A 20068-nucleotide genomic window follows, 5' to 3' on the forward strand; every position below is an offset into this window, starting at 1 on the left:
ATAAGAAAGGGGAGAACATCCTGGATGTTCTCCCCTTTTCTGTATCGATAGGCGGTATGAAAGGTGGCGTCGCCAATCAGCCCATCAGCAGGGCCCGCAGGCTCTCCACATCCAGCCCGCGCACCTCGGACTGGCCGCTCAGCAGGCCATCGGCCAGCGCCCGCTTCTCGTCATGCAGAGCGACGATCTTCTCCTCCACCGTCTGCTCGCACACCAGCCGGTACACGGTCACCGGCTGGGTCTGCCCCATCCGGTGCGCCCGATCGCTCGCCTGATCTTCCACCGCCGGGTTCCACCAGGGATCGAGGTGCAGCACGGTATCGGCCTGGGTGAGGTTGAGGCCGGTGCCCCCCGCCTTGAGGCTGATGAGAAACAGCGGCACCTCCTCATGACGAAAACGCAGGATGGAGTCCTGACGGGACTTGGCAGAGCAGCCCCCATCCAGATAGCAGTAGTCCCAGGATTTCTGCTCGATGCGGGCACGCAGCAGGCTCAGCAGATCGACAAACTGGCTGAACACCAGCACCCGATGACCGCCGTCGATCGCCTCTTCCAGTAGGGCCATCGCCTCGTCCAGCTTGCTGCTGGTCTGCGACCACTCGGGCATCACCAGCTCCGGCGAGCAGCAGAGACGGCGCAGCCGGGTCAGGCCACTCAGCACATGCATCAAGGCGCGGCCATCGGCGCTCTGCACCTGCTGCACCACTTCCCGCCGGGTCGCCTCGTAGAGCTGGCGCTCTTCGGGGGAGAGGCTGATGTGGTGGATGATCTCGGTCTTGTCCGGCAGCTCGGTCAGCACCTGCTGCTTGAGACGGCGCAGGATAAAGGGGCTGATCACCGCCCGCAGCAGCGCCATGTGCTGGGGATCCTTGACCGCCTTGCCAAAGCGACGCTTGAACTCGCCAAGGCTGCCGAGCAGCCCCGGGTTGATAAAGGTAAAGAGGCTCCACAGCTCCCCCAGATGGTTCTCGATGGGGGTGCCGGAGAGGGCGAGGCGAAAATCGCCGTCGAGCTGGAACAACAGCTTGGCGCGCTGGGTACCGGCGTTTTTGATCTGCTGCGCCTCATCAAGCACCATGGAAGACCAGCGGCGGGACTTGAGCGCCTCCGCCAGGCTGCCAAGCATGCCGTAGTTGATGAGGATCACCTGACCGGCCTTGGCCTCGCGAATGATCCCCTCCCGCTCGGCCGGGTTCTCGAACACCACCACATCCAGCTCGGGAGCGAAACGGGCCACCTCCTCCTGCCAGTTGGTGACCACTGACTTGGGCACCACTACTAGGGCAGGGCCAAGGTGCTGGCGCATCCGCAGCACGATAAGCGCCTGCAGCGTCTTGCCCAGACCCATGTCATCGGCCAGACAGGCACCAAAACCGTGATGGGCCAGGGTCGCCATCCAGCGCACACCCTCTTTCTGATAGTCCCGCAGGGAGGTAAGCAGCTCGGGCGGGCAGGACACCTCCTGCTGCCACTCCTGCTGAAGGGATTGCCACGCTGCATCCCCTTCGGTGGTAATGACCGAGAGCAGACGAGTGAGCGGATAGGCCAGCTTGTTGTTTATCCGCTGCTCTTCATCGAGCATGGCCCCCAGCATGGTGAGCCGTTCCACCAGCTTGTCGCTCAGCATCAGGCTGGTCTTCTCGTCGAGCTGAACGGTACGCTGCCCCGGGGTCATCTGGCGCAGAATAAGGCGCAGATCGAGGATCTGGTGCTCATCAAGCGCCAGTGCCCCTTCGACCTGGAACCAGTCCTGCCGCCGCTCGATGCGCAGGCTCAGAGCCGCTTCATCGAGGCTCTTGAGGCGAGCGCTGTCCTGATGCCAGTGAATGACCACACCGGCATCCACCAGCTCGGGCAGGACATTGACCAGCGCCAGCGCCTGTTCCCCCTGCAGCAGCCACTCGCTGCCGGGCAGGCCGATGGGCAATTGATTGCGCAGCAACTGGGCCTGCCCCTTCTCGGCCCCGAGATCCCGCTGCCAGTAGTGGTACGCCTTGATCCCCTGCCGCACGATCGACTCCCCCTTGCCAAGGGGCTGGGGCGGCAGATCCTCAAATCGGGTCACCAGCTTGACCGACAGCTGACCATCCTGCCAATCCAGTTGCACCGAAGGAATGCCCGGCCAGGGAGCCAGTTCGGCGTTGCCGCTAAGCCCCGCAACCTGACTGTGCCAGGGCAGCTCGGGAATGGCGTCCAGGGTGCGTTGCAGCTCGGCCAGCCCCTCGGCGGGCAGCAGCGGGATGGATTCGAGCGCTGGCAAGCGGTCGAGCAGCGGCTGCGGGGTGAGGATCAGTTGCCACAGATCCTGCGCCAGCGGCATGATATGGGCCCCGCGGGCGGCCGCATCGGGGCAGAGCTGCGCGCTCATTCCCTGCTCGGTGGCCACCACCTGCAGCAGGGGGGCGCTGATGGCCAGTTGCAGCTTCTGCCCCTTGGCGTTGAACAAGCGGGGGTGATCGGCCAGCGGCGCCCAGACATCCCGCGGCAGCCGTCCCATCACCCGTGGCAGGGTGCGAACCAGTGCCCAGTCATGCTCATCGAGCATGGCGGCATACTGGGTAGAGAGCAGGGCCGGATCGACCCGGCGACCGGCGGTCCACTCCCCCTTGGTACTCAGCTTCTGGATCTTGCACTCCAGCTCGGGGCCGTCGGCATGGAGCAGCCACACCAACCGCTCTTGCGGCTTTCGTACGCCACTGGAGCGTCCCAGCCCCTGCAACCAGTTGAGCCAGCTGGCAGAGGCCGCGGTTTTGTCCTCGTCCCCGTCATCATCCTGCTCGTCACTGCCCTCTTGCGCACTCTCCTCACTGCCGCGCAGTTGGCACAAGGGCGCCCCTTTGGCCACCTCGCCCAACAAGATACGCAGCAGATCCTGACAAAATGCCATCAGGCGATGATGGGGCTCGGCATCGAGCAGATGGGAGAGATCCCACTTGTGCAACATGGCCACCTGCGGGCTCTGGGCACCGTGACGGGCCAGCGCGCAGAGATCGAGCCAGAGATAGCCCCAGTGGAGCTCCTCCACCGGCAGTTGCAGGGTATCGAACAAGCCAACCGCCTGACCGTGGCGATCGCCCGCCCACTGACTGAGCAGGTCGGCAAGCAGGGGGAACTGGCCAGTCAGGCTGCGCTGCCACTTCTTGCGCTGTTCGCTGGCGATGACGGGATCGGCCTGCTGCAACCAGCCAAGCCAGAGCAGGGCGCTGAATGAACGGGGCCACTGGCCCGCCTCGCCCTCATCGGTTGCCTGCCACTGACCCAGCGCGGTGAGCAGCCGCTCGCCAAGCGGGCCGCTCTGGCTCTGCTGGGCCAGCGCCTGCAGGGCTGGCCAGCCGGGGGCGGCATCCTTGTCCTCGCCGGTTGGCGATGTGCTCTCGCCATCCCCACAGAGCCAGCGCCACTCCGCCTCGAACGCTTTGGCCCGGGCCTGCACCTCGGGGGCACAGCGCACCAGCGCATTGGCCAGCGGCCAGCGCTCTTCATAGGGGGCATCGAGCAAGAGTTGCAGCGAGAAGTGCTCCAGCAGCAGTTGCTGCCAGGAGGGGCTGGAGCCCGCCAGCAACTGGTGAGCGTCCGGGGTATCGAGCAGGGTCAGCAGATCGCTGGCCGAGAAATAGGCGGGGATCTCCCCCGCTTTGCCGCGGCAGAGCTCGCGCACCACCGCATGGGTGAGATCCTGCCCGGTTAATGAGGGCACCCGGCTCCAGTCCGGCGCCGGGCAGAGACCGGCACGCACCCCCAGGATCAGCGCCAGCGTCCCCTCGGCGGTCAGGCTCCACTGCTGCTCCCCGCGCAATCTGACCAGCCCCGCATTCTGCAGTCGGGTCAGTTTATCGATCAGGGCATGGCCTATCGCCAGTTGTTCTTGCAGCAAACGGGTACTGGCAACGCGCTGCAATTGCAGGGTGGCGAGCAGGGCATAACTATCCGAAGAGAGGGTGGACGCAGACATCAAGACTCACGGGCAAGTGCAAAAGCGGAATTTTAACGGTAAAGCTCCAGCGGCTCGACCCTTTACCGTGAAATAACTCAAAAAAAAACGGCCATCCATGATGACCGTCGAAAGTAACGAAGGAAATAGCCGGATCATCCGGTTACCTCCCACAGCGGGAAAATCGGGAGCGCTAGCCCCTAATTCGTGGAGCCAATGCTAGAGGTTAGCGCCCGAAAAAGCTTTGAAGCGGATCACAGTTGAAAAGGATTTCTGAAAACGGTTTCAATTTTTAGCGGCAAAAAACCATGATTTCGCGCCAAATAAGTCATCCCCAACCACCCAGCTCACCCGGAACAGGCCGCAATAATGGATACCCGCTCCAAGTATCAGGCGAACATGTCACCTCACGTCAGGTGGCCACCTATCTCCTGCCACGACACAGTAAACAGGTCATCGCATCCATACCGTGGTTACATAAAGAAGAAGGTGCATAAAGAAAAAGCCCAACCTGTTCAACAGGCTGGGCTTGGTATGTGGCGGAGAGACAGCCCGCCTGAATCAAGTCCAGACAAAGCCAGCCACATCCTATACATCCAATTATAATCAATGTCTTACAGGCAAGTTAGTCCAACATCGTCCGACTATAAATGACACTACCCCGCTCTAAATGGCACAATGGATGGCATAGTCCATGGCATGCCACATTCTCAAGGAATCTTCCCTATGGCACTTCTTACCGATACCAAAGCACGTAATCTCAAGCCGGGTGACAAAGCGGTTGCACATGGTGGCGTAACAGGCCTTGCACTTCATCCCTCAACGGCGAAAGGTCGTGGCAACTGGGTGCTTCGTTATGTCAGCCCAGTAACCGGAAAACGCCGAAATGCAGGGCTTGGATCCTACCCCGAGATATCGATAGCCGATGCCACCAAGCAAGGACAGAAGATGCGAGAGCAACTCGCCAATGGTCTTGATCCACTCGAACTCAAACGTGCTGAAGAGAGCAAACCCGCTATCCCAACTTTCGAGGCTGCTGCTCGGGAAGTTCATTCCAAACTGCTATCTGGATGGAAAAACCCCAAACACGGCAAACAGTGGATCTCGACGCTCGAGCAGTATGCATTCCCCATGATTGGCCAGTACTCTATCTCTGCCATCACTCCAGCACAGATCGCTGAGGTCTTAATGCCGATCTGGTTGGACATCCCTGAAACTGCCAGCCGTGTGAAACAACGGTTGCATGCGGTAATGGCTTGGGGCTGGGCGCACGGCCACTGCCAAGCAAACCCCGTTGATGTGGTCAATCACTTACTCCCACTACAACCCAGTAAAGCCGTACGTACCGAGCATCAGCCAGCGATGCCCTGGCGTGATATTCCTGCCTTTGTTCAGCAGCATCTGAGGACAACGCAACGTTACGATGTGACCCGCTTAATGCTGGAATTCTTGATCCTGACGGCTTGCCGCTCAGGTGAAGTGAGGGCAATGAAATGGTCAGAGGTAGACCTGGAAGCAAAGGTCTGGACCTTGCCAGCAGAACGAATGAAGGCCAAACAAATGCATCGCGTCCCGTTATCTCTTCGAGCTGTTGAGATACTGATGGGATTACAGGGATTGCATAATGAATTGGTCTTCCCTTCGCCACGGGATCAAGTCCCCCTATCAGATATGGTACTAACGACATTTTTGCGACGGAAAAAGGCGCCAAGCTCTACTCCTGGCCGTCTGGCAACGGCACATGGCTTTCGTTCGAGTTTTCGGGACTGGTGCAGCGAGCAAGGCTATGCACGGGATCTTGCTGAACGAGCATTAGCTCACACGGTACAAAACAAGGTAGAAGCTGCTTACCATCGCACAGACTTGCTGGATCTGCGACGTCCGATGATGGATGCATGGGCGAATTTTGTTGCATGTAATTGTCTAACCGAATAAAAGAGACGGCCTATGGTAGGCCGCTTCTTTCTATCTTTCAGTTTTGCCTAATATACTATGCAGCCGCCGAATAAGATTATACATCTTGCCAAAACCGAACAAACTATTTGTTCCGCTTTATCCACCTCTGGTTTTGATCTCCCCTCTATTTTATCAAGTACCGGCACGACCTCCGGTATCCTTCTGTAGCAAATATTGAATGGCGAGCTACATATTTTACGATTCCAGGCAACAGAACCATCAGCCATCCATACACACCTGAAAAACAGACTTGGCAATATCGATTCCAACTACTTTGATAGTGTTCATGTGCTGCTCCCTCCAAGTTGAACGCAGTCAGCCTAAGTATGAAACTGACCGCACTGAGAGGGGCATCCATCACATCACTACAATCTCAACTGGAGAGTACTTGAGCTTTTCATAGTTCTGGCCCAAATACAGAGCTATCCGGTTACAAACCTCATTGTTAATAGTTAACCAGATGACAGCTGTGATTTGATTTGCTCATCATTTAGTTGGAAGCAACGGTTGTACAAGCAATGGGCGCTGCTGATGCTGAGCCAGGGTCATCAATACCTTCAATTGCTTCTTTTTTTGCACCATAACGCCATTGCGGCTGGTTCGCATGCTGCTGAGTACATCCTCCATGCTCAGCTGAGTATTGCCCGGATCATGCATCGCCATGGCACCGATCACCTGAGCAATACGCCCCACCCCGGTGCGGCAATGAACCACCGGTAGCTATTTGTTCTCATCCCCCACCGCCGAACTGCCCGCCTTCTCATAAATGGTGCGCTTCGCTTGCGCATTTTGCTCCAGCAGGACTGACAGCCGCTCAGTCACCTCGGCGCTGACGGCCGTTTTATCGTGCCAGTTGCTGACATGAACCACGGGCACCTGGATCCCCTTCTTGCCAGAGCCGGGCATGGTCAGTGCCATCTGATAAGCATCGGCCTGAATGCCATCACCCAGGTCGACACTCATCTTGTGATCGGACTTTACCGATACCACCCATATTGGCCGCTCTGACGAAAATCGTCGGGCATCTTGAACTGGGGATTGGCGATTTCGTTGGCGGAAGCCAAACCGCCAGTACCGGCGTCCGGTTGTCGAACAACATATGCAGATGACTCTCCAGCTGACTGTCGAGCGGGTACTGGCAAGCAATGGAGCGATGGGTTCCGACCTGCACATAGTTGGCGTTGAGGTCAGGTCGCACGGCGGTCACCTTGTTGGCACGAATGTCGTTGAAGCGGTTGAGCTGACTGCCATCGCTGCTTTGCAGATAACGATCAGGTTGCACCGAGGGTTGCAGCTATTGCTGTAAACCGGCCAGCCTGCTGCTCAGTTCCCGCTTCGTCTGCGCCCCGTAAGGATCAACCGCTGCAGGGGTCACCATTCTGGGTGTGGCACTCATCAATCGTTCATGCTGCTGGGCCAGTGCCGGGCCGGCATTACGCGGAGGAAGGGGCGGAGCACGACGTGGCGGCAACGGCGGTGCATCCTGACCTTGGGTGAATCTCTTCACGCGAAGCCTCATTGGAGACAGATAAAGCCTTAAACTGACTACTGGCCGCCACCTCATATCTCAACTTGCCGACCATGTCACCACGATTTTGATTAACAGGGTTGGTTACCTGTTGCTGAAGCTGGTATAAATTTAATTTCATGATTACCTCTAATATTATCAGTCAGCCGTGAGCATAATAGATATGCACCTTAAAAACTCAGATGCATGGTCAGTTCATTTAAAAACACTCAGCTTGGATTTTACATATTAACCAAGCCAATAAACTAGACTATCTACCACTGCATGAACAGCTCATCCTCAGACTTGGAATTGGAATTGGAATTGGAATTGGAATTGGAATTGGAATTGGAATTGGAATTGGAATTGGAATTGGAATTGGAATTACAATATATTAAGACGGTAAAATAGCATCAACTTGATAGTGCAGGGAAAAAACGCTTCTTTATAAAAAAATAGAAGCAGCGAGTAGAAGATTACAAACGGAGTCTAGCATTACGTTCATCTAAGGCCATTATAATTATGTATTATTGGCTGATATAGTAAGCAACACCGATTGCAAATCATCAAGACTCAAATGCCAGGCTAGATAGAACATACAAAATTCCACCCGTGTGAAATAACGAAAAAAATCTGGACCTTAGTAAATCAGCCCAGATTTTCATTGTTATGAAATGAGTGTTGGCTTACAGGACAATGAATCAATCATCTTTATAATCAATCATCCAACTCACTGCCTTCGATAGCCGGCCTTCGACTCAGAAAAACCACATTTCTCGCTAACTCTTCTTTAATATTTTCCATTACATTTTTTTGGTTACTGTCGATTTTATCGATATATGCTTTTGCAGACATAGTGCTTGCATTTGGGTTGCGTGAACTTACACCACTCGTATCGACTTTATCCCAAGTTTTTCTTACTCCAGAATGAGCCTCAACTCTCGGTGGCGGTGGCGGCGGCGGCGGTGGAATTACCCCGGGGGTTATCGAAATAGAGCTCTTACTTGGTGCCAACAAACTAGGTGCGGATTGACTGTGAACTAATTGCTTTAGTTTATTCTCATGTCGTCTTGCCGTTTCTCTAGCCCGAAACTCAGCGGGGGTCTTTGGACCATTCTTCAGAGAGCGATCTACAATTAATGCTCTTTCCTTGAAAGAAAGAGCTGAAGGCTCACTTTGCTCAGCCGCTGGTTGAAGACTCTCTGGGATAGAAGAGCTCCCGTCTTGATCGACAGGTTCAGCCGCTGGTTGAAGACTCTCTGGGATAGAAGAGCTCCCGTCTTGATCGACAGGCCCAGCCGCTGGTTGAAGACTCTCTGGGATAGAAGAGCTCCCGTCTTGATCGACAGGTTCAGCCGCCGTTGTTATAGACGGGTTGCTAGCAGCCTTCATTTCAGTAACTTCATTAGTACCAGGTCTTATCACCGGGTCAGTGGAAGCCGGTTGAGCCTTCTTTGCCCCCCCCAATAACATAGTTTTCAAAAAAAGCATCATGCTTTTTAATTTATCGACAAATTTCGCTTTATTTCCAGAATTGGTAACACCTTTGACATTAAAGCTAATTTTGGAATCAGTGATCATCCCTTCATTAGATATGGGACTTTGAGATGCTGTAACTCTCATTATAAACCTTCTTTTTAATCATTAAGGTGAATGATACTATTATCATCAGATAACCTTTACGCAATAAACATCGTATAATAAATTATCATTTCCGTAAGTAGGCTATCCAATCTAAATCCTAAACTGATGCGCTAACGTATTGAATTTGTCAAGTGTACCAGACAATTTTTGTTCAAGACCCATTATATCTTCACCTAACTCCGCAAATACAATAACCTTATCTTTCTGAACATTCATAAAAAAATGCTCATCATTCGCCAGAGCCTCCATGAATTTTGAAGCTTTCAACGGGAGAACCCTGCGGTCTTTAAAGGGGATCTCAATATAGGTCTGTAAGGTATTACCCTGAAAGTACACATAAATATCCTCCCCCCCCGTCAGTTCAATGGTGATAGGTTGATCTGCTTCAACCCGGGACAGCAATGCAGGGTCAACTCCCAAATTATCCACCAAAGATTTGAAGACGATTTCTTTTAATTGTTTCAAAAACTTCCCTCCAATAATATAAAGCTTTCGTTATTACAATATTCATAACTGTCGAAACAGCATATGAAATTGTTCGTAGATACTGCCGCCCATTTGCGTCAGCAGGACCATGAATACCACAAGTTTTGACACCATGGGTAAACCTGGGTCTTGCACACTTAATACTGTCTGCAACAGACCAACTAACACGCCGGTGATGACAAAACTGAGCGAAAAAATAATGACTGCATCTTTCACGATTTCCAAACAAGCGGCAGTGACATCAAGTACGGTCATATTCTAGCTCACAGTACTCTTTCATCTCTTCCCCTTCAAATTCAAAATGGTAATATTTGCCTTGGTATAACACACGATAACTTTTGAGTTTATGTTCATAATGAAACAAGCGAGCGCTCGCTGCAAAAGGGCTTACCGCTGCTACATAGACGGCTGTTTGCTGTACTTCAACATGCCATCTCCGCACCCGTTCAGCTAAGCCCACTGCTGCGGGGTTCATTTGTACTGTGACTATTGGACCTTTTAGCGTGAAAGGCTGACCGTCAGTGCTGGTACCCCACGAGCGTCTCTGAAAGAAGCCAAAGTTGTAACCTGATGGCTGATTTTGTTGTTCGGGGGCATCGCATTGACGATATTTATTTACATCAAGCTTGCCTGACGAGCCCCGCCCTAAGAAGCATTTCTTCTGCCGATGGCGACCGAATGATTGTGCTTGAGCAACCTCTTTGACCAAGCGCCGTCTTTCCACTAGCCGATTAACCTTATGATCATCACGACATGGTTCATCATTTATGGCGTCAGTAACCGACTCAACTTCTGCTTCAAAGTCACTGTGTTCACCCAGCGTGTTAAGTGACAGCGTTGCCGGAGTAACTTCCATTATGCCTTCTCATCTCTGATCAGTTCACGCAGTTCACCTAGTGCATCTTTTCGCTTTTCCAACTGTCTTTTCTCCGCTTCGGTGGCTTCTATTTCCAGAGCTAATACTTCACTTTGTTGTTGCTTAATAGAAACATCAAAATAGAACGACTCAATCTGAGATTTGCAATCTTCTCGTCGCAAAAAAAGACGTTCCAATGCGTTTTTTTCATCTAGCATCTTGAGGGTCTTAAGTACATTTTGCTCTTGTTCAATCTGTTCCCATAGTGCATGAATTTGAGCGAACAGTGCTTGTTGATCTTTTTTTAGTTTGATGAGCTTACGTTGCTGCTTGCCGATGCGAATATCAATTATATCAATAATCTGACCAAATTCGACCCATTGCTTCGAGGGTTTCTTCATACTCCACCCCATCAAATCCCTGCTTCAGAAATTCTATGATACGGGGATAACGCTCAATCGCCTCATCAGTTTCTAAATCGTTGCCTTTTTCGTACTCACCGACTCGGATTAATAGCTCAACATTAAAATAGCGATACACCATATCTTTAATTGCTTCGGACATGCGAACGAACTTTGCTTCCTGGACTTTATTTTGCAGACGACTTTTGCTTTTCAGTACATCAATCGCCGGATAACGACCGGTTGATGCAATGGTTGTAGAATACACCAAGTGACCATCAATCAATGACTTCACTTCATGAGCAATCGGATCATTATCAATTTCCTTCTCAATCAGCACAGTGAAAATTCCGGTTACAGAGCCTCGAATTGAGTTACCACAACTTTCAACTAAACGCGACAAAGCTAAGGAGACACCAATGGGAATGCCGCCGTCAATCGGCGTGCCATCGAGCATTGCCTGTGCGCGGGCAAAACGTGTCAACGAGTCGAAGTACAGAACAACTTTTTTCCCTTGTTCCATAAAATGCCGCGCAACCGAAACAGCGACCAGTCCAGAGCGGACTTTTTCCAATGGGTTCGCTTCAGACGTCGAGACAATGGTGATGGATTTTTGGATCACCTCAGGTCCGATTTCTCCTTCAAGAAATTCCACCACTTCACGAGCCCGTTCGCCTATCATTGCGAAAATAACCACATCAGCGTCCATATTGTTGGCCATGATCGACACTGTCGTCGTTTTGCCTGCGCCAGCGGGGGCAAATAACCCAAGACGTTGGCCTTCGCCAATGGTGAACAGGCCATCGATAATCTTCAATTTTGTTGGGAATACATCCTTTATCGGTGCCCGTATTGCTAATGGAATAGGCTCAATAGCGATAGGCAAGTCCACATAGTCTCCAGGCTGATCTAGATAATTTTGACCATATAATGTTTGCCCATAGCAGTTGATCACTTTGCCGACTAATGCCTGCTCGTTTAGTGGAAAACAAAAACGATTTGGCGTAATCTCAATTTTCCCACCTCGCATCACGGATCCAGGTTGCAGGAGCTTAATTTCCACCCTATGACCGAGCACCTTGACCACTTCCCCGCGTATTCTCTGCCCGTCGACAGTATGAATAAAGCACTCTTGGCCGACAAAGGTATCGATAGTTGCATGAAAGGTTACCGTGTCTTGGCAAGATTCTTTCACTTTAAAGTAGCGCTTAATTATCACTCAATCACCTGAAAAGAAATCGAAATATACCGTTTGTATTTTCGTTTGGTTTCATGGGTATTTTTGAATAACAATCCTAATAATGGAATGCTTGATAGAACAGGGACTCCCACTTCTGTAGATTGTGTAACTGTATTATCAAAACCACCTAGAATAACTGTTTGATCCGGTTTAATATATACTTCCGACTCTAGAGATTGAGAGCTTACCCTCGGAGGGGAAATCGACTGACTGGATTCATCATCATCATCATCTTCATCATCTAGGCTTTCTTCTCTATATTCAACCTTTGCCTGAACTCGCCCGGAGGGGAGCAAGCGACCAGTGACATAAACACTGTTATCCGCGTCAATCTCTTTTGTATCTACTTGTTTCTCTGAGATCAGACTGATGGTTGCTGTTTCCTTACGACCAAAATGACCTTGTTGGTTTTCCAGGGTCAATAGGTTTGTCTCATAGACACCACGAGCCATCCCATTAGTAGTAGTCGCTTGAAACCCCTCAAGGAAAGTTTTGGTTTCACTAAACGGAGCGGAAACAACGTCGTAGATGCCTTGAGTACCGTTAAGAAGGGTACTATCTGGGCCAAGAGTTTCATCTCTGTCAACCGCCACGTCATAGACTTTAAGAGAAAATAGCAGTTGCTGACTCTTGATATCAATAAGAGCTGCAATACGTTTTGCCAGTTTCACTTCAGCAGGGGTTCCACGAATTAAGAGCGCATTAGCAGAGGGGATTACTTGCACTTTAGACGTTTTTTCTTCCTCATCAAGTGATTGCTTGTCACCATCCTTGAGTTTGACCTTATACGCTTTTTCTAGCGCCTGTTGGTCGCTAACGTTTTCAAATTGGCCAATGTTCGTGATCGCGGAAGCAATTAGAGACTGCGCACCAGGGAAATTCACTGCCCCATTAAAGGTTGCAATGCTTCTGTCAACAACGGACAAGTAATCAAACTTTATCCTGGCAAGTTCGAGGTCATTCTCATTTTCGAGAAACTCGTTTTTGTCTACCATGGCTGCATAACTAGCTGCATCATTGACAAATTCCCTGGAACCGGAAAGCAGCACAGAGTGATCGCGCTCAACGCTTATTATCTTGACTGTCGAGCTGGTAATAAATGTACGTTTTAACTCAAACAGCAAGTCAGCTGGTTGAATATTCTTTGGGCGGTATGAATAATTTATATAGTCTTGAACATACTGTACACGCAGCGTGCCACCGTATATATACCAATCAAAGTCGTAGACTTGCGAGAGTTCTGAAAGTAGTTTTTTCCCTTCCCCAGAGAGAGGGCGTGAAACCACTTGTCTTCCGATCTCACCCTCTAATGTATTCACTAATTTCAGGTTCATATCTTTAGCGATAGCATTCAACGCTTGCTCGACGTTCATATCTCGCTGTTTGATAAAAACGTTGGCATAGACACTTCCTGATAGAAGACAAAGTACACAAAAAAATATTTTAAGTTTCATTTAAAATTTCTTCTAACTGTTGCTCGGATTGTTTCATTTGACGGATAGTATTATTAATGATTGTCTGTTCTAGAATCATTTCTACTACTTCATCCTCGCCAAGAACCTCACCCGAGTTACCCGTTTCATCACCCCCTGAGCAGCCCTTGGTTTGAGCGAGTTCATGAGTAAATGTCTCAAAATCAGATGTTTCTTCAAATGCACTTCTTAATTGGCCAAGGCCTTGTACTTGCATATTATTGATACCCCACCTTTTGCATTAACAGTTTAAAGACATAGAACTGGTCATTTAAAAACCAGAGGTTTAACAAGATCACCACCAACCCCGCTTTCATGTTGGGAGTAACAAACTGGGATAAGGAGGCTTTTTTAAAAAACAGATCAACATAACCACAACAGACGGTGACTGAGATCATAAGCACAATGTATTTGCAAGACACCACCATCAAAACCACCAAGCTGTCCGTGATTAAAAAGAACAAATACGCAAAATCGGTATGCAAGCTAATTGATGCCGGCGCATTGAGCAATTGCAAAAACGGACGAAACAAAGCACCATCAGCTAACGCGTAGTACACAAACAACAAACTGCTCAGTTTCGCCAATGATTCTGACTCGTCCGTAAAGCGCTTATCTTGCACTGACTGTTCATTCAGTAGTAGCAACTGCTGAATGACACTGCCGACCATGCCCCCTAACAGGTAGGGGACCGAAATCAAAAAAGCAAACATCACAACTGCAATCACCCAGCCAAATTGAAGGTCATTCAAGACCTCTTGGTGGTCCAAAAACATCGCACAAACAATAGAGATTGCCAAACAACAGGTATTATCTAAATAGAGACGCGTCGGCTCATAGACTTTCAAAAAAAGGAAAAGCCCAGCAAACAGTATCCAATGGGGGAATAGCAGAGCCTCCATACTAACCCATCGCCCTAAACAACATAGTCCAACTGTCAGAAAAGTAAAAAATAGCAAGCTTTATGGGAGTGGAAATCACGGTTGGAGAAAGCATCGTCATCCCTACACCACTCAATATCACTGCGATCAAAAAATCTATGCTCACAAACACCATATAGAGCTTCAGCCCCATTTCGAAACCTTGATACATATCCAGTATTAAATTGCCAAGGAAAAATTTAAACGTGTCTGCGTTGCTGTCAAAGTTGAGAGGGAGTTCCATCAGGCCCATCAGTGTATCTGTGTTATTTTTTGCCCGCTCTAGCAACTCAGGAAAGAATTCAAACAAATGAGCGACTAAGTAGTACATGGTTATATTTTTAGGCTGCTCTTTATTTTGTATTTCCTGAATGTCCAGCTGAAATTGCCGCTCCTCTTGTTGTTCAGAGAAATACGGTTTAATTCTCTCTAAACCAGGCGTTATATCAGGCCAGATACTGTTCAATGCCATCAATGCTGCGAGTAAATTCACAACGATAGAAGGTGGTATTTGTTGTGTTCCTACCGCATTTTTGATGATATTTAAAACAATGTTGTACTTGACGAACCCCGAAAAACAAATAAACAGAACCGTCGATATCAATGCCAATACCAACAATACAATTAAGTTGGCACCTGAAAAGGCATTGTCCGGATTCAATAGATCTATCATAGTTATACCGAATGAGTCGCAGGGCATTAGCCCTGCGACGATTAAATATTGCGAGCAGCGGCAAGAATCGAGTCTTTCACCCCTTTCAGGGTTGACGTTCCCGTCTGTGCAGCAATGCTTTGATCCGCCATCAACTGTTGAAGTTCCAATGACTGTGACGCAGACATTTCGAGCGCACCATCAGCATTAGTATTACTTGTGATAAAATTCTCAACATCTTCATCTGCAGCTGAAATAAATCCTTCAAAAACATCTGCTACATCACTGGTAGTCAGTTGGCCTAGAGCAAAAGGGCCAAAATCGATGTCCTTATGCATATAGAAATTCCAGACATATGATTAAATATTACGTGCAGCAGCAAGAATAGAGTCTTTTACGCCTTTCAACGTGGCCGTACCTGTTTGCGCAGCAATGCTTTGGTCCGCCATTAGCTGTTGAAGTTCCAATGACTGAGACGCCGACAATTCGAGGGCGCCATCAGCATTAGTATTTTGTGTTATGAAAGCTTCAACATCCTGATCAGCAGATGAAATAAACCCCTCAAAAGAATTTGCAACATCTGCAGTAGTGAGCCCACTGTCAGTTGTAACTGTAGCCGGCGAGATATTAGTTGACATATATTATTACTCCTGTTTTTCCTGTTTTTTGATTTTAATGTGTACGCTTGTACGTTTGTACGTTTGTACGTTTGTGTACGTTACGAATAAAGGCATGCTTTTTTCGAGACTTAAATTATCAGCACAACCAAATCAGATGAAGTGAATAATGATGAAAAAACCAACCTCACAAAAAAGCGATTAACATCACAAATTGTCACACTTTAAAATATCAGTCTTCTTTTATAAAATCCGGTTGCAGAGAAGCAATCTTCTGGAAAAAGCACCAAGTAGCAACAATACCAATCTTCGAATTCGGCATTACCAACTGATTTGACCATCGACTAAATAACTGATCCTAATAGTGCTCCACCTTCGCTGTGCCACAGCCATTCCCCGGAAAAGGAGACACGGTATCCATGAAGTGTTTCACTCGGGCCAGAAGGCTGGCCATCCCTCTGCATTGATGATTCGCGTGATGGTTTCATGTAACTTGTGCCACAGCCGTTCTATGTGATTAACCCAAGGACAGTAAACTGGCTGGAATACCAGGCAGAACTTGGGATTCTTCTTAAACCATCGATCGGTCTGTTTGCTTTTGTGAATGATGTAGTTATCGAGGATCAGCGTGATGGTTTTGGCCCGTCGGTAGTGGCGACGCAGCTTTTCCAGCATGGCGATAAACAGGGATGAGTTTTTCTTTATCCCACTGACGTAAAGCACTCTTCCGTTGCCTGCATGGAGAACGCCTGCCAGGTCATGTTTCCCGTTCTGCCCCGGTGTGACAACCCGCTTTTGCTGCGCTCTGAACATCCAGTCGACCCCTAATTTGGGATTGAGGTCTATATCGACTTCATCCTCATAAAACACCGGATTATCGGCATCACAGCGGGCCAGTGCCGCGTCGATATCCGCCATTTTCTCCTTATAGGCAAGGTCTTTTAGTCGCAAGGTTGGCACGGGCCTGTGCCAGACAATGCCCATACGATGTAACCATCGGCGGAGCGTGGAGGCCGCCATATTGAGGCCTGTTAACCGATTGATCTTGAGAGCCAATAGTTTGGTACACCAGCGGCTGTGCTGATAACCAAAATCTTGCGAAGAAAACTGCATGAGCAGCACCAGTAAGGTGACAATCTTGGCGACAGGTAAGACCAGGGCACGGCCAGCCGGTAAGGCTTCTAGAGCCCCCACACCTTCATCCCGATACCACCGAAGCCAACGGCCGATGGTCGAGCGAGCAGCACCGGTAAGGTGATGAACATCAGTGATCGTGCGTCCTTCATGTAACAGTTAAATGGCCATCAAGCGACGAGCATGCCCTTTACCACGCGTGGCATGGATGATTTTGTGAATACGGCGCGGTTGTGGCTGTGGCAGGGGTGGTAGGATAGGCATCAACTCAGTCCTTTGGGTGTGGCTTGTTTTGTTTGGCGGCTAATGAGATCGCACAAACTGGACTGAGTTCCCTTCCTCCAGTGATCTACTATTCGGAACAAGCTATTTAGGTTAGTCTCCACACGTTGTGAAGAGTTGGGATCTTCATGAAAAGCCATCGCCCGTCTTTCCTGAGTGCTGTTTTCATATGCAAGATCTTTAGCGCTAACCTATTTAAACTGCCATAAAAGACTCCGTTTGTGGTCTCATTCAATCACCAAACAAAATCAACACACACGAAGTCTTTGAGCTTTATCAATACAAACTGGCCAAGAGGACATGCTTGGTTGAGGTGGAATTAAACAGACTAACAACTTCCACAGTAGTCTGCTCTATAATAAATTCACCATAGGGGTATAAAAAGTAGGTAGAATACACTCAAGCCAGATAGAGGGCTATGACGTCCATTCATAGACCTCGACATATTAAAAATATCAGCTAACGATGCACATAACAATGTGACGTGAACACGCAAGTGCCGTAGTGGTAGCAATACATTATTTTATTAAAAAAAATACCGCGCCAGAGATAAATGAAGCTAAGAGTGATGATGCAAGGAGGAGCATAAAGCAGCGTCGAATGGAAATCAGAGTGTGGGTAATGTGTGACACCGACTCAATATTATTACTATCCTGGCTGGAAATCCGCCTAGTGAGTTCTATTGATGCGTTCACATTGTTTATCTGTTTAACGTTAAACGTTGGAACCATTTCAGTTGAGAGTTCCAAGATGCTGCTGCCTTCACAGATCAGCATGTAACCTTCTTTTGGAATGGTTTTTATCTCGCAGGACAAACTCTCTATTCGAACCAACGATTTTCTCAGGTTAGAGATGGCTTTAGTGAGAGATGTTTCACTCACCAACACCTTGCCCCACACCTGCTGATGGATTTGCTCTTTGCTGATTACTTCATTGCTGTGCATGCACAGCAATTTCAGGATTGCGGCTTCACGTCCTCCAAGCATGATAGTCTGTGTGGGTGAAACAACTTCCCGCTTTAGTACATCAAACACCGTTTGGTTGCCAAGTACATAATTTCTCATCATAACTTTCCATTCATTTAGCCATTACATTATCAATCTCTTTTACCCTGGCAACATTTAATGTTGCGCAGCTAGGTATACGATAATCCCAGAATGGAAATCTGTCTGAGACCAGAGCGCAATCTCTACTCACTCTAAATTAAATAATATAACACAAATAAAAATGAAAAAATCATAATCTCAGCCCCAACAAATAAGCGTCATTCGAGCGCGGCCCCCTCAAAAAAACACCTAAGTGCTAACCATTGAATAAAAGGCAGTGTCAGGAGCGGCGATAACGTTAATTATGAAATGAAACATTCCCATAATGCAAAATCGTAGTACACATGAAAGATATTAACGCGTTATCACCATTGCGCGCAGATCGAGCACATATTATATCGAATCAGGTAGTTGATGGTATGAGAATCAGCCTGCAGATATACAATTGCAAAGCAAGGGAAATGATAGCAGTGAAACTTCATACATCATACAATCCAGTCAAAATAACAAAGCCCCAAATATCATTAACAAATGGGGCTAGGGTGTAGTGTCTTATATGCTAGACAATTTAGTCAAGTTTTCTAAGCGGGAAGAGGTTCCACCTTTTCACTTGTCCGCCGGACCTCATGCAAGTCAATATTGGTATATTCCTGTCCACTTTCATCTTTTACCATAGAAAAACCAACCACCTTAAATCTAGCCAATGGTGAATATATTCGTTCACTTTCATCCTTATCGTAACCGAGACCACTGGGGATCAACATATTGACACTACTAAAACCTTTTATGGTGTATCTTACTGGATTAGGAGCCTGAACATAGACATTAGCATTAGCATTAGCCTTAGCCTTAGCATTAGCCTTAGCAAATCCATATGCTGTTTGCTTGTCTTTAGTAGTCGAAAAAAACTGCCCAGGACCGTATATAATATTCTTGTTGTTATCAAAATTCGTTCTCAGTGTATTAAGCCCATCTGTTGTCATGGACTGGCCACGGTATGTTGTCATTTTACCACCGTCTTTATTATAAAAGAGTTCGGCGCTATCTTCAACCAGCTTATCCATATCTTTACATGCATTCTTAATTTTCAATGGTAGATGTTTATATTGTTCATTCTTAAAAGCTTTATCATCTATTTGAGTGTAAGACTCAAGGACATTCTTATGTTTTAAAATCTCGTTGCAATAAGAACTAGAATTACCATATTTACTACGCGCAGCCGCATTAATTAAGGGATAACCACGATCCGAACGATAAATTACGCTAAAAACTTGAATGCGTTCCTTTATGTTATTCTTGGCTTCATCTATTTTATGCTCTTGAGCCTTCGCCGACGTCAATTGTTCTTTTACTATATGTAGCTCGTTTTCCAAACTGGGTAATTCACTGGATAATTTCGTCAACTCGTTACGTCCATCATTCACAAGCTTAGTAAAATATTCTGAACATTCCTTCGCCATAACCGTAGTTGCTTTTGCATCAGTAGATTGAGTACGAACAAGTTCCACAGCAGCTCGTCGCTCACTCTTGAGTCTTTTTGCGTCCAAGTTAAAAAGATTTTTCAGCTTACTGCTAGATTTCTCATGCTTTAACTTTCCCGAAGCTTTTAGGCGCACTATAGAATTATCGCCATGCTTTGTGGAGATTCTGTTAAGTTGTTTGATCATTCCGTTAATAGCACTAACAGACGATGCAATTTCATTTTTCTTGCTCTTAATATTGCTTATTTTATATTCTAAATGGCTGATTTTTGATTGTAGTTTTGCACTACTGTTCATCTGAAAATCTACGTGACCGCTTACTATCTTATTTGTCATTTTTTTGTCCAAAAGTGATGTTGCCGAGGCCATGTTTAACATAAAGAGTCATTAGGTCACCCGCTTAGGCTGCAATATACAGCCCAATAGCCAAGTCAAACCCTTCT

Annotated in this window: 19 protein-coding genes and 1 pseudogene; 1 reads left to right on the forward strand and 19 read right to left on the reverse strand. The window is 48.3% G+C overall.

Annotated features, from left to right (window positions below):
• Nucleotides 1-76: 76 nt before the first annotated feature.
• Nucleotides 77-3952 (reverse strand): DEAD/DEAH box helicase, encoded by a 3876-nt coding sequence (locus A9G06_RS19155; protein ID WP_069556264.1) that lies wholly within the window; start codon nucleotides 3950-3952, stop codon nucleotides 77-79.
• 705 nt (nucleotides 3953-4657) lie between these two features.
• On the opposite strand from A9G06_RS19155, the gene A9G06_RS19160 reads away from it, so the two are divergent.
• A complete protein-coding gene (locus A9G06_RS19160; RefSeq protein ID WP_069556265.1) occupies nucleotides 4658-5866 on the forward strand; it encodes a tyrosine-type recombinase/integrase in 1209 nt (402 codons plus the stop codon).
• 507 nt (nucleotides 5867-6373) lie between these two features.
• On the opposite strand, the gene A9G06_RS22510 is transcribed toward A9G06_RS19160, so the two are convergent.
• The 18 genes and pseudogenes from A9G06_RS22510 to A9G06_RS19230 form a co-directional block, all read right to left on the reverse strand.
• Nucleotides 6374-6601, reverse strand: a complete 228-nt coding sequence (locus tag A9G06_RS22510; RefSeq protein WP_290439012.1) for a protein-tyrosine phosphatase family protein — start codon at nucleotides 6599-6601, stop codon at nucleotides 6374-6376.
• 6 nt (nucleotides 6602-6607) lie between these two features.
• Nucleotides 6608-6850, reverse strand: coding sequence for a hypothetical protein (locus A9G06_RS22515; protein ID WP_290439013.1), 243 nt, complete (start codon nucleotides 6848-6850; stop codon nucleotides 6608-6610).
• Nucleotides 6831-7169 (reverse strand): hypothetical protein, encoded by a 339-nt coding sequence (locus A9G06_RS22520; RefSeq protein WP_290439014.1) that lies wholly within the window; start codon nucleotides 7167-7169, stop codon nucleotides 6831-6833. Before A9G06_RS22520 ends, A9G06_RS22515 begins: the two co-directional genes overlap by 20 nt.
• 942 nt (nucleotides 7170-8111) lie before the next feature.
• A complete protein-coding gene (locus tag A9G06_RS22120) occupies nucleotides 8112-8975 on the reverse strand; it encodes a hypothetical protein (RefSeq protein WP_139126296.1) in 864 nt (287 codons plus the stop codon).
• 153 nt (nucleotides 8976-9128) lie between these two features.
• Entirely contained in the window at nucleotides 9129-9503 is a 375-nt protein-coding gene (locus tag A9G06_RS19170; RefSeq protein ID WP_069556266.1) for a hypothetical protein, read from the reverse strand.
• Nucleotides 9504-9545: 42 nt separating this feature from the next.
• Nucleotides 9546-9779, reverse strand: coding sequence for a flagellar biosynthetic protein FliQ (locus A9G06_RS19175; RefSeq protein ID WP_069556267.1), 234 nt, complete (start codon nucleotides 9777-9779; stop codon nucleotides 9546-9548).
• Nucleotides 9766-10380 carry a hypothetical protein gene (locus A9G06_RS22125; RefSeq protein WP_139126297.1) on the reverse strand — a complete coding sequence of 205 codons (615 nt, stop codon included), beginning with the start codon at nucleotides 10378-10380 and terminating at the stop codon, nucleotides 9766-9768. Before A9G06_RS22125 ends, A9G06_RS19175 begins: the two co-directional genes overlap by 14 nt.
• Nucleotides 10380-10781, reverse strand: coding sequence for a hypothetical protein (locus A9G06_RS19180; protein ID WP_069556268.1), 402 nt, complete (start codon nucleotides 10779-10781; stop codon nucleotides 10380-10382). Before A9G06_RS19180 ends, A9G06_RS22125 begins: the two co-directional genes overlap by 1 nt.
• Nucleotides 10735-12000, reverse strand: coding sequence for a type III secretion system ATPase VscN2 (vscN2, locus tag A9G06_RS19185; RefSeq protein WP_216093226.1), 1266 nt, complete (start codon nucleotides 11998-12000; stop codon nucleotides 10735-10737). The genes A9G06_RS19180 and vscN2 overlap by 47 nt, the downstream gene beginning before the upstream one ends.
• The gene (locus tag A9G06_RS19190) at nucleotides 11997-13475 is read right to left on the reverse strand and encodes a secretin N-terminal domain-containing protein (RefSeq protein WP_069556269.1); all 1479 of its coding nucleotides are present in this window, start codon (nucleotides 13473-13475) and stop codon (nucleotides 11997-11999) included. The genes vscN2 and A9G06_RS19190 overlap by 4 nt, the downstream gene beginning before the upstream one ends.
• On the reverse strand, nucleotides 13465-13710 hold the full coding sequence (locus A9G06_RS19195; RefSeq protein WP_069556270.1) for a hypothetical protein: 246 nt from the start codon (nucleotides 13708-13710) through the stop codon (nucleotides 13465-13467). The genes A9G06_RS19190 and A9G06_RS19195 overlap by 11 nt, the downstream gene beginning before the upstream one ends.
• Before the next feature lies 1 nt (nucleotide 13711).
• A complete protein-coding gene (locus A9G06_RS19200) occupies nucleotides 13712-14395 on the reverse strand; it encodes a type III secretion system apparatus protein VscT2 (RefSeq protein ID WP_069556271.1) in 684 nt (227 codons plus the stop codon).
• A 1-nt stretch (nucleotide 14396) separates the two neighbouring features.
• Entirely contained in the window at nucleotides 14397-15086 is a 690-nt protein-coding gene (locus A9G06_RS19205) for an EscR/YscR/HrcR family type III secretion system export apparatus protein (RefSeq protein ID WP_069556272.1), read from the reverse strand.
• 41 nt (nucleotides 15087-15127) lie between these two features.
• On the reverse strand, nucleotides 15128-15403 hold the full coding sequence (locus A9G06_RS19210; RefSeq protein WP_069556273.1) for a hypothetical protein: 276 nt from the start codon (nucleotides 15401-15403) through the stop codon (nucleotides 15128-15130).
• A 21-nt stretch (nucleotides 15404-15424) separates the two neighbouring features.
• A complete protein-coding gene (locus tag A9G06_RS19215) occupies nucleotides 15425-15703 on the reverse strand; it encodes a hypothetical protein (protein WP_069556274.1) in 279 nt (92 codons plus the stop codon).
• Between the two features lie 337 nt (nucleotides 15704-16040).
• Nucleotides 16041-17080: pseudogene (locus A9G06_RS19220) on the reverse strand (IS630 family transposase).
• A gap of 536 nt (nucleotides 17081-17616) precedes the next feature.
• On the reverse strand, nucleotides 17617-18165 hold the full coding sequence (locus tag A9G06_RS19225) for a winged helix-turn-helix domain-containing protein (protein WP_069556275.1): 549 nt from the start codon (nucleotides 18163-18165) through the stop codon (nucleotides 17617-17619).
• Between the two features lie 560 nt (nucleotides 18166-18725).
• The gene (locus A9G06_RS19230; protein ID WP_069556276.1) at nucleotides 18726-20003 is read right to left on the reverse strand and encodes a hypothetical protein; all 1278 of its coding nucleotides are present in this window, start codon (nucleotides 20001-20003) and stop codon (nucleotides 18726-18728) included.
• Nucleotides 20004-20068: the final 65 nt, after the last annotated feature.

This window comes from Aeromonas sp. DNP9 (genome assembly GCF_001728955.1).
Classification (GTDB): Bacteria; Pseudomonadota; Gammaproteobacteria; order Enterobacterales; family Aeromonadaceae; genus Aeromonas; species Aeromonas veronii.

Bases quoted from the DNA above. Each gene is read 5' to 3' on its own strand.
- A9G06_RS19155 (WP_069556264.1), bottom strand. From the start codon at position 3,952: ATGTCTGCGTCCACCCTCTCTTCGGATAGTTATGCCCTGCTCGCCACC.
- A9G06_RS19160 (WP_069556265.1), top strand. From the start codon at position 4,658: ATGGCACTTCTTACCGATACCAAAGCACGTAATCTCAAGCCGGGTGAC.
- A9G06_RS22515 (WP_290439013.1), bottom strand. From the start codon at position 6,850: ATGAGTGTCGACCTGGGTGATGGCATTCAGGCCGATGCTTATCAGATG.
- A9G06_RS22120 (WP_139126296.1), bottom strand. From the start codon at position 8,975: ATGATCACTGATTCCAAAATTAGCTTTAATGTCAAAGGTGTTACCAAT.
- A9G06_RS19175 (WP_069556267.1), bottom strand. From the start codon at position 9,779: ATGACCGTACTTGATGTCACTGCCGCTTGTTTGGAAATCGTGAAAGAT.
- A9G06_RS22125 (WP_139126297.1), bottom strand. From the start codon at position 10,380: ATGGAAGTTACTCCGGCAACGCTGTCACTTAACACGCTGGGTGAACAC.
- A9G06_RS19180 (WP_069556268.1), bottom strand. From the start codon at position 10,781: ATGAAGAAACCCTCGAAGCAATGGGTCGAATTTGGTCAGATTATTGAT.
- A9G06_RS19190 (WP_069556269.1), bottom strand. From the start codon at position 13,475: ATGAAACTTAAAATATTTTTTTGTGTACTTTGTCTTCTATCAGGAAGT.
- A9G06_RS19195 (WP_069556270.1), bottom strand. From the start codon at position 13,710: ATGCAAGTACAAGGCCTTGGCCAATTAAGAAGTGCATTTGAAGAAACA.
- A9G06_RS19200 (WP_069556271.1), bottom strand. From the start codon at position 14,395: ATGGAGGCTCTGCTATTCCCCCATTGGATACTGTTTGCTGGGCTTTTC.
- A9G06_RS19205 (WP_069556272.1), bottom strand. From the start codon at position 15,086: ATGATAGATCTATTGAATCCGGACAATGCCTTTTCAGGTGCCAACTTA.
- A9G06_RS19210 (WP_069556273.1), bottom strand. From the start codon at position 15,403: ATGCATAAGGACATCGATTTTGGCCCTTTTGCTCTAGGCCAACTGACT.
- A9G06_RS19215 (WP_069556274.1), bottom strand. From the start codon at position 15,703: ATGTCAACTAATATCTCGCCGGCTACAGTTACAACTGACAGTGGGCTC.
- A9G06_RS19225 (WP_069556275.1), bottom strand. From the start codon at position 18,165: ATGATGAGAAATTATGTACTTGGCAACCAAACGGTGTTTGATGTACTA.
- A9G06_RS19230 (WP_069556276.1), bottom strand. From the start codon at position 20,003: ATGTTAAACATGGCCTCGGCAACATCACTTTTGGACAAAAAAATGACA.